At 72.3% G+C, this 8599-nt stretch carries 8 protein-coding genes and 1 CRISPR repeat array; all 8 genes read left to right on the forward strand.

The genetic code is table 11. From position 1 onward, the window contains the following. Window positions 1-1689, forward strand: a 1689-nt coding sequence (locus JWR81_RS34175) for a helicase-related protein (RefSeq protein WP_367278901.1), incomplete at its 5' end; no start/stop codon positions are given. Between the two features lie 181 nt (window positions 1690-1870). Continuing rightward, complete coding sequence (gene casA, locus JWR81_RS34180) at window positions 1871-3496, forward strand: type I-E CRISPR-associated protein Cse1/CasA (protein ID WP_297662241.1); 1626 nt, start codon at window positions 1871-1873, stop codon at window positions 3494-3496. Further along, a complete protein-coding gene (casB, locus tag JWR81_RS34185) occupies window positions 3493-4077 on the forward strand; it encodes a type I-E CRISPR-associated protein Cse2/CasB (RefSeq protein WP_297662243.1) in 585 nt (194 codons plus the stop codon). The genes casA and casB overlap by 4 nt, the downstream gene beginning before the upstream one ends. Before the next feature lie 30 nt (window positions 4078-4107). Then, window positions 4108-5235, forward strand: coding sequence for a type I-E CRISPR-associated protein Cas7/Cse4/CasC (cas7e, locus tag JWR81_RS34190; protein ID WP_297662245.1), 1128 nt, complete (start codon window positions 4108-4110; stop codon window positions 5233-5235). A gap of 5 nt (window positions 5236-5240) precedes the next feature. Next, entirely contained in the window at window positions 5241-6017 is a 777-nt protein-coding gene (gene cas5e, locus JWR81_RS34195) for a type I-E CRISPR-associated protein Cas5/CasD (protein ID WP_297662247.1), read from the forward strand. Window positions 6018-6021: 4 nt separating this feature from the next. Beyond that, window positions 6022-6735 (forward strand): type I-E CRISPR-associated protein Cas6/Cse3/CasE, encoded by a 714-nt coding sequence (gene cas6e / locus JWR81_RS34200; RefSeq protein WP_297662249.1) that lies wholly within the window; start codon window positions 6022-6024, stop codon window positions 6733-6735. A gap of 1 nt (window position 6736) precedes the next feature. After that, window positions 6737-7729: a type I-E CRISPR-associated endonuclease Cas1e gene (gene cas1e / locus JWR81_RS34205; protein ID WP_297662251.1), complete on the forward strand. Its 993-nt coding sequence runs from the start codon at window positions 6737-6739 to the stop codon at window positions 7727-7729. Continuing rightward, window positions 7663-8004, forward strand: a complete 342-nt coding sequence (gene cas2e / locus JWR81_RS34210; RefSeq protein WP_297662253.1) for a type I-E CRISPR-associated endoribonuclease Cas2e — start codon at window positions 7663-7665, stop codon at window positions 8002-8004. The genes cas1e and cas2e overlap by 67 nt, the downstream gene beginning before the upstream one ends. A gap of 18 nt (window positions 8005-8022) precedes the next feature. After that, window positions 8023-8598: a CRISPR direct-repeat array (repeat unit 27 nt; unit sequence GTCGTCCCCGCGCACGCGGGGGTCATC). Window position 8599: the final 1 nt, after the last annotated feature.

An 8599-nucleotide genomic window follows, 5' to 3' on the forward strand; every position in this document is an offset into this window, starting at 1 on the left:
GCCGGGGTCGATGACTTCGGCTGCTGCGACGATGACTACGGCCTGAGCGCGCGGGACCAGGCCGTGGCGCGGCTCATTCCGGCGGAGTGGTTCCTCGGGCCCAAACGCGGCCTGTTGTCCGCGCTCACCGTCGGCACCGTCGATCACCTGTTGTATGCGGCGACTCGGACACGGCACGTGATGCTGCGCCACGCCGGGCTGGCCGGGCGGGTGGTCGTGCTGGATGAGGTCCACGCCTACGACGTCTACATGTCGCAGTTCCTGTTCGAAGCGTTGCGTTGGCTGGCCGACGCCGGGGTGCCGGTGGTGCTGCTGTCCGCGACGCTGCCGCCGCAGCTGCGCCGCAGGCTCGTCACCGCCTACCTGCAGGGCGCGCTCGCCCGGCGGGATCTCGACCTGTCGGCGCTGCCCGCCGCGGAGGGCTACCCGAACGCGCTCACGGTGTGCGCCGTCGACGGCGAGCCCCGCTTCGACACCCGCGCGGCGGCACCGTGGCGGCCGTCGGCCCCGGTCGGGGTGCACGTTCTGCCCGAAGACCCGGCCGATGGCCCGGATGCGGTGGTCGCCGTGCTGCGCGAGGCGCTGCGCGAGGGCGGGTGCGCGCTGGTGGTGCGCAATACCGTGCGGCGGGCCCAGCAGACCTACGCCGCGGTGAAGGCGGTGTTCGGCGTGGATGCGGTGTTGCTGCACGCGCGGATGACCGCCGGCGACCGGGCCGACCGCACCGATCGGGTGTTGCGGCTGTTGGGGGCGCCGGACCGGGAGGGCGCTCCGGCGCGCCCGCCCCGGCTGGTCGTGGTCGCGACCCAGCTTGCCGAGCAGTCCTTCGACGTCGACGCCGACCTGCTGATCACCGACCTGGCCCCCATCGACCTGCTGCTGCAGCGGGTCGGCCGGCTGCACCGCCACGCCCGACCGGACGAGGACCGCAAGGCGCCGGTCCGCACCCCGCGGGTGGTGGTGGCCGGGATGGCGCCGCAGACCGACGGGCCGCCACGGTTCCCCGGCGGCAGCCGCGCGGTCTACGGCGAGTATCTGCTGCTGCGCTCGGCCGCGCTGGTCATCGAGGCGGCGCAGGGCTCGGGCTGGAACGTGCCTGCGGACGTGCCGGCGCTGGTGGCGCACGGCTACACCGAGGACGTCGGCGACCTGCCGGAGAGCTGGCGGGAACCGGCCGCGGCGGCCTACGCACAGTGGGCTGTGGAGCAGGACGAACGTGCGGCGAACGCGGCGCAGTACCTGCTGTCCTCCGACGGTGCGCTCGGCACGCCGACCCTGGCCGGGCTGCACGATCGCTCGGTCGCCGCGGCCGAGGACGACGCCCTCGAGGCAGCGGTCCGCGACGGCGACGAGTCGATCGAGGTGGTGCTCGTGCGCCGCAGTGACCGCGGTTACGCCACGTTGGCCGGGCGCCCGCTCGGGCCGGACGGCGGGGTCGCGGTGTCTGATCCAGAGGTGCTCGATGAGGTGGCCCGCTGCTCGGTCCGGTTGCCGCCCTACGCCACGGTCACCGCGGCCGCGCAGCAGACCCTTCGACCGCTGCCCGGGTGGGGCCTGGACCCGTGGCTACGGCGCGCCCGGGCACTGCCGCTGGACGACGACCTCGCGGCCGACCTCGGCGGCTACCGATTCCGCTACTCCGAGGAACTCGGGCTGCTCGACGAACGGCTCACCGGACGGACCGGGTGAGCCACCCCGCGGCGGCGGGGACGACATCGCCGCTGGTGCCAGCGCGACAACTATGCACGGATGACCCCGGCAACTGCCGGGAAGCGCGTGCACGAGTACTCGGCCTCGGTATGGCCGTTCGTTACCGATTCGCGTCACATCGGTCGTTAACAACTATGCATTTTCGAACGAGTCCCGTGTCGTGCTGACCTTCAACCTGGCAACCGAGCCGTGGATCCCGGTCCTGTCCGGAGGGACGCGCACGGAAAGATCTATGGGCGATGCCCTAACGGGAGCTCCCGAGTTCGACGGGTTCGCCCTGGACGATCCACTGCAGGCGGTTGCGCTGTTGCGCCAGGTGCTGCTGCCCACGGTCTGGGCCGCGCTCGGGGTGCCGCGCAGTGAGGCCGAGTGGGCGCAGCGGTGGCGGGCCGGGCGGTTCGACGCCGAGCGGATCGCCGCGTACCTGGCCGAGCACGCCGACCGCTTCGACCTGTTCCATCCGGTGCAGCCGTTCGCGCAGGTCGGCGGGCTGCGCACGGCGAAGGACGAGACCAAACCGACCTCGGTGCTGCTCGCCGCCGCGGCCACCGGCAACAACGTCCCGCTGTTCAGCGCCCGGACCGAGGGCGACCCGCCGCCGCTGACCCCGGCCGAGGCCGCGCGGGCGCTGCTCGCAACGCACTGCTGGGACACCGCAGCCATCAAATCCGGGGCCGTCGGCGACCTCGCGGTGAAGGCGGGCAAGACGACCGGGAACCCGACCGGCCCGCTCGGCAACCTCGGGGTCGTCATCCCGCTGGGCGCGACCCTGTTCGAGACGATCCTGCTCAACACCCCGATCATCCGGCAGGGCCTACGACCAGAGGATCGTCCGCAGTGGAGCGCCCCGGTGGCCACCCCGGCGTGGAGCCGCCGCCCCGCCCTTGGCCTGCTGGACCTGCTGACCTGGCAGTCGCGGCGGATCCGGCTGGTCCCGGAGACCGACCAGCACGACCGCACCCTGGTGCGGCGGGTGGTGCTGGCCGCCGGGGACCGGCTGGCGCCGTTGCCCGAGGACGAGCCGCACACGGCGTGGCGCCAGGTCGACAAGCCCAAGCCCGGCGAGCCGCCGCGGCGCCCGATCCGCCACCAGCCCGGCCGAGCCCCGTGGCGGGGCATGGCGGCCCTGCTCGCCACCCGGGCAGACACCGCGGCCACGGTCACCACGACTGCGCTGCTGCAGCAGCTCGCGGACCTGCAGGCCCTTGGCCACGTCCCGCTGGATCTGCCGCTGCAGGTGCTCACCGTCGGCGTGCTCTACGGCAACCAGTCCGCGGTCGTCGAGGACGTCATGGTCGACGCGATGCCGCTGCCGATCGCGGCGCTGTCCCCGGACTCACCGGTACGCCAGCTGCTCCTCGACGTCGCCGACCAGGCCGATCGGCTGCGCGACGCCGCCAACAAGCTGGGCGATGACCTGCGCCTCGCGGCCGGCGGGGACAAGCTGCCCTGGGACCGCAGCCTGCGCCTGGGCGAGGCGCTGGTGAACGAGTTCACCCCGGTCGTGCGGCGGATGCTCGCCGGGCTGCAACGGCAGCCGGATCGGGTCGACGACGCCGAACGCGCCTGGAAGATCGTCGCCCGCCGGCTCGCATGGGCTGCCGCCGAGCCGGCCCTCGCGGCCGCACCCCCGACCGCATTCCTGGGCCGTCAGCAGACCGAGAAGCTCGCCCACCGCCTCAGCCTCGCCGAGGCCCGCTACCGCACGACCATCACCCAGGTCCTCGGCTCGGTCGACCCCGACCCCGCCGAACCGCCGCTCGCCGAGTCAGGAGCGCCCCGATGACCGACCCCCGGACCGAAGCCCGGCCCCACTACTGGCAACGCCACACCGACGGCAGCGGCGCCTGGACCCAGCGCGGCCCCGCCCCCGGTGCGGACCTCGCCGCCCTGCGCCGAGGCATCGGGCGTGAACCGGGCACGGTCCCGGAGATGTGGCCGTACTACACCGCCCTCAACGCAGACGGCCGGCTGTCGGCGCGGCTGCGCGCCGAGCACCTGGCGCTGACCCTGTTCGCGGTGCACCAGCAGTCCCAGCGCCAGCCCGTGCACCGCACCGGGGTCGGGCTCGGGACAGCGTTGCTGAAGCTCCGGGAGCGGGACAAGTCCAGCGCCGCCGCGGTGGACCGCCGCTTCGGCGCCGCCGCAACCGCCACCACACTCGGCGAGGTCGGCCACCACCTGCGAGGCCTGATCACCCAGCTCCGCGGGGTCACCTCCCAACCGGGCCTGGACTACACCCAGCTCGTCGATGACCTGTACCGCTGGCAGTTCCCCGACGGCCAGGCGCGGGTCCGCCGCCGGTGGGGAGCGCAGTACTTCGCCTGGACCCCGAAAGCCGACGCCCCGGCCGGCACCCCCGCCTGATCTCTTCCCGACTCGTACCGAGGAGCCTGCGTGAACCGCACCTACGTCGACATCCACATCCTGCAGACGGTGCCGCCGTCGAACCTCAACCGCGATGACGCCGGCAGCCCCAAACAGGCCGTCTACGGCGGTGCCCGCCGCGCCCGGGTGTCCTCCCAGGCCTGGAAGCGCGCCGCCCGCAAGGCCTTCGCCAACCAGGTCCCGGAGGCCGAGCTGGCCACCCGGACCAAGCGGATCTCCGCTCTGCTTCGCGACCGGCTCACCGCCCGCACCGGCCTGGAGGCCGAGGCGGCCGCCCGGATCGCGACCGCGCTGCTGAGCCCGCTGGGAATCAAGCCGGGCAAGAAGGCGACCGAGACGGCGTACCTGCTGTTCTTCGGGCTGCCGCAGGTCGACCGCCTCGTCGATCTCGTCGCCGACCGCGCGCACGAGCTCGCCGCCCTGGCCGACAAGGCACTCGAGGAAGCCCTCAAGGACCTGCCGGTCAAGGAACAGCTGGGCAGCGGGCACCCCATCGACGTGGCGCTGTTCGGCCGGATGGTCGCCGACATCCCCGGCCTCAACGTCGACGCCGCGACCCAGGTCGCGCACGCGCTCTCGACGCACGCGGTGGAGACCGAGTTCGACTACTACACCGCCGTCGACGACGAGAACACCGACGACAGCGGCGCCGGGATGATCGGCACCGTCGAGTTCAACTCCTCCACGCTCTACCGGTTCGCCACCCTCGGGGTGCACCAGCTGGTGGACAACCTCGGCGGAGATATCGAGGCCGCGGCCACCGCGCTAGGGGTGTTCCTGACCGCATTCGTCACCTCGATGCCCACCGGGCACCAGAACTCCTTCGCCCACCGCACCCTGCCCAACCTGGTCACCGTGGTGATCCGCGAGGACCAGCCGGTCAACCTCGTCTCGGCGTTCGAGAAGCCGGTGCCGCCGCGGGAGGGCATCGTCGGGGAATCCGTGCAGCGCCTGATCGACGAACTCGCCCGCGCGAACGAGCTCTGGGGCCGCGCCCCCCTCGCCGTCGCCTCCACCTACAGCCCGGCCAAGAGCGACAACGAACTGGCCGTGCTGGGCGCCCCGCTGCCGTTCCCCAAGCTCGTCACCACCGTCACCGACACCGTCCGCGGCCGGCTCACGACCGGCGCAGCCTGACCCCGATGGCAGCCACAGAGTTCAGCCTCGTCCTGCGGCTCGCCGGGCCGCTGCAGTCCTGGGGCGCGGCCAGCCAGTTCAACCGCCGGGAGACCCGCGGGGAGCCCACCAAGAGCGGCGTGGTCGGGCTGCTGGCCGCAGCCGAGGGCCGCCGCCGCCAGGACCCCATCGAGGACTTGCTGCAACTGCGGCTCGGGGTGCGCACCGACCGGCCCGGTTCGCTGCTGCGCGACTACCACACGGTCAGCGACTACCGGGGCACCCCGCTGCCCTCGGCAGCCCTGGCCGGCAAGGGAACCCAGAAACCCACCTCGCCGGCCAAGTACACCCACGTCACCCAGCGGTTCTACTTGCAGGACGCGGTCTTCGTCGTCGCCATCGGCGGCCCGCGCGGCGTGCTGGACACCTTGCACGAGGCCCTGCGGCGGCCGGCGTTCCCGCTCGCCCTCGGCCGTCGCGCCTGTGTACCCACACAGCCGCTCGTGCTGTCCCCAACCGACGCCGGCACGCTCTGGCCCGGCGACCCGCTGACCGTGTTGCGGCAGGTTCCGTGGCAGGCCGAGCCGGCATCCGGGCAGCGTCGATCGGCGCCGGTCGACCTGCCGGTGACCCTGGACGATCCCGACGGCGACGACCTGGTCGCCGACCTGCCCCGGTCCTTCGACCCCCGATCGCGATCGTTCGCCACCCGTCGGGTCGCGCATACCTGGGTCCGCCCGCCCTCATCGGGAGAAGCCCCCACGGGGGACGACCACGATCCGTTCGCCCTACTGGGGTGGTGACCCGATGCCCTACCTGTCCCGCATCTACCTGAACCCGCTGCGCACCGGAGCGCAAAACCTCCTGCGCAACCCACAACGGATGCACGCCGCGGTGCTCGGCGGGCTGAGCCGCCAGCCCGTCACCGAACGCGTGCTGTGGCGACTGGAAACCAGCGCGCACCGAGCCTCGCTATTGGTGCTCACCCAGTCCACCCCGAGCTGGGAGCACCTCATCGAGCAGGCCGGCTGGGCCGCCGCCGACGAGCCACAGGCCCTCGTCCGGTCCTACCAGCCGCTGCTGGACCGGGCCGAACGCGGCCGCGAGTATCGGTTCCGGCTGCGCGCCAACCCGGTCAGCGCCACCCGCACTCCACAGAAGCCTTCGGAGGCCCAACGTCACCGCCTCGAGGCGGCCGAGCGTCCCCGCGGAGTCCGGGTGGCCCACCGTACTGCCGCCCACCAGCTGCAGTGGCTCACCGACCGGGTCGGGAAGTGGGGCTTCAGCATCCCACCCACCACCGACGGCCCGCCCGACGTGCGACTCGGCGAGCGGGGCCGGATGGTGTTCACCAAATCCGGCGCCACCAGCGGCCGCCGTGTCGTGATCCAGACGGCCACCTTCGACGGCCGCCTACGCATCGAGGATCCCGAGCTCGCCCAGGCCAGCCTGCTCGGCGGGGTCGGGGCGGCCCGGGCCTACGGGTGCGGGCTCATCACCCTCGCCCCGATAGCCACCTGACATGTGGTGGCTGTCGGGCCCGCAGGACCTGCACCGCATCGAGGACCGGCTCTCGACCGTCTACGTCGAACGCTCCCACATCGACCGGGACGACAACGCCGTCGTCCTGGTCAACAAGCAACGCACCGTCCGCATCCCGGCCGCCCTGGTGGCAACCGTCCTCGTCGGACCCGGAACCCGGATCACGCACGGCGCGATCCGCCTGCTCGCCGACTCCGGAACCACGGTGTGCTGGGTGGGAGAACGCGGCGTCCGGATGTACGCGGCGGGCCTTGGCCCCAGCCGCGGCTCCGAACTGCTCATGCGGCAGGCCTACCTGGTGACCCGAACCAAGGAACGCCTCGGGGTCGCCCGCCGCATGTACAGCATGCGGTTCTCCGACGACGACGTCAGTACCGCGACCATGCAGCAGCTCCGCGGGAAGGAAGGCGCCCGGGTCAAGCGGCTGTACCGCGAGCACAGCAAGCGGACCGGCGTGGCCTGGAGCGGACGCGAATACCGGGCCGGGGAACCCTTCGCCGCCGGTGACGACGTCAACCGGCTGCTATCCGCCGGCCACGCCTGTCTCTACGGGATCTGCCACGCCGCGATCGTCGGCATCGGCGCCAGCCCGGCACTCGGCTTCGTGCACACCGGCAGCGCAAACTCGTTCGTCCTCGACATCGCCGACCTCTACAAGGCCGACTACACGATCCCGCTCGCCTTCGACCTCGCCGCCCGCGGCCACCTCACCGAACGAGACGCGCGCACCGCGTTCCGAGACCGAGTCGCCGACGGGGCACTGATGGGACAGATCATCCGCGACATCAAATCGCTCCTGCTCGAACCGGGATCCGAGGCATCTGAACAGGACTGGAACCACCTCTGGGACGGGCAGAGCGGGACCGTTGCCGGCGGGGTGAACTGGGCCTCGGACCTCGCAGACGGATGGGACACCGAATCATTCGTCGGCATCACCGGCCCAGAGACAGGCGAAGCGGAGGTCCCGTTCTGACCGTCATAGTGCTCATCGCCGCGGCCGAGGGCCTTCGAGGCCACCTCACCCGCTGGATGATCGAGGTCGCCGCCGGTGTCTTCGTCGGGAACCCGAGCGCACGCGTCCGGGAGAAGCTCTGGACAGTACTGTCCGACCGGATCCACGACGGACAACTCGTCATGATCGAGCCGGCAAAGAACGAGCAGGGATGGAGCATCCGGACGGCAGGGCGTGATCGGTGGTACCCCGTCGACTTCGACGGACTGATGCTCTGCGCGCGAGAGCGCCGGTAAAGCCGCAGGTCAGCAAGTGTCGTCCCCGCGCACGCGGGGGTCATCCTGCTGGTGGCAGGTGCGGCCCGTCGCCTCCGACGTCGTCCCCGCGCACGCGGGGGTCATCCCCGACCACTCGACCCACCCTGACCGTGACGGTGGTCGTCCCCGCGCACGCGGGGGTCATCCCAGGTCACGGTCAGCTACAACGGCGTCAACCACGTCGTCCCCGCGCACGCGGGGGTCATCCCTCGCCATCGACGGCAACAAAGCCCAGAACACCGTCGTCCCCGCGCACGCGGGGGTCATCCGCTACGCCAGCGGAACGACAGTCACGACTACTGGTCGTCCCCGCGCACGCGGGGGTCATCCCGACATGGTCTCCAGCGGGGTGCCCTTGTGCAGGTCGTCCCCGCGCACGCGGGGGTCATCCGGACGGCACCTTCCTCAACAGCGGCCAATACCTGTCGTCCCCGCGCACGCGGGGGTCATCCCGTGACCGGGGTGTGGACCATCCGCCACCTCTCGTCGTCCCCGCGCACGCGGGGGTCATCCCGTGACCGGGGTGTGGACCATCCGCCACCTCTCGTCGTCCCCGCGCACGCGGGGGTCATCC

Origin of the sequence: Pseudonocardia sp. (genome assembly GCF_025965585.1) — a bacterium.
In the GTDB taxonomy this organism is placed as follows: domain Bacteria; phylum Actinomycetota; class Actinomycetes; order Mycobacteriales; family Pseudonocardiaceae; genus Pseudonocardia.

What these genes read in the sequence shown, in the direction of transcription:
- casB (WP_297662243.1), top strand. Translation starts at nt 3,493, where the DNA reads ATGACCGACCCCCGGACCGAAGCCCGGCCCCACTACTGGCAACGCCAC.
- cas5e (WP_297662247.1), top strand. Translation starts at nt 5,241, where the DNA reads ATGGCAGCCACAGAGTTCAGCCTCGTCCTGCGGCTCGCCGGGCCGCTG.
- cas6e (WP_297662249.1), top strand. Translation starts at nt 6,022, where the DNA reads ATGCCCTACCTGTCCCGCATCTACCTGAACCCGCTGCGCACCGGAGCG.
- cas1e (WP_297662251.1), top strand. Translation starts at nt 6,737, where the DNA reads ATGTGGTGGCTGTCGGGCCCGCAGGACCTGCACCGCATCGAGGACCGG.
- cas2e (WP_297662253.1), top strand. Translation starts at nt 7,663, where the DNA reads ATGGGACACCGAATCATTCGTCGGCATCACCGGCCCAGAGACAGGCGA.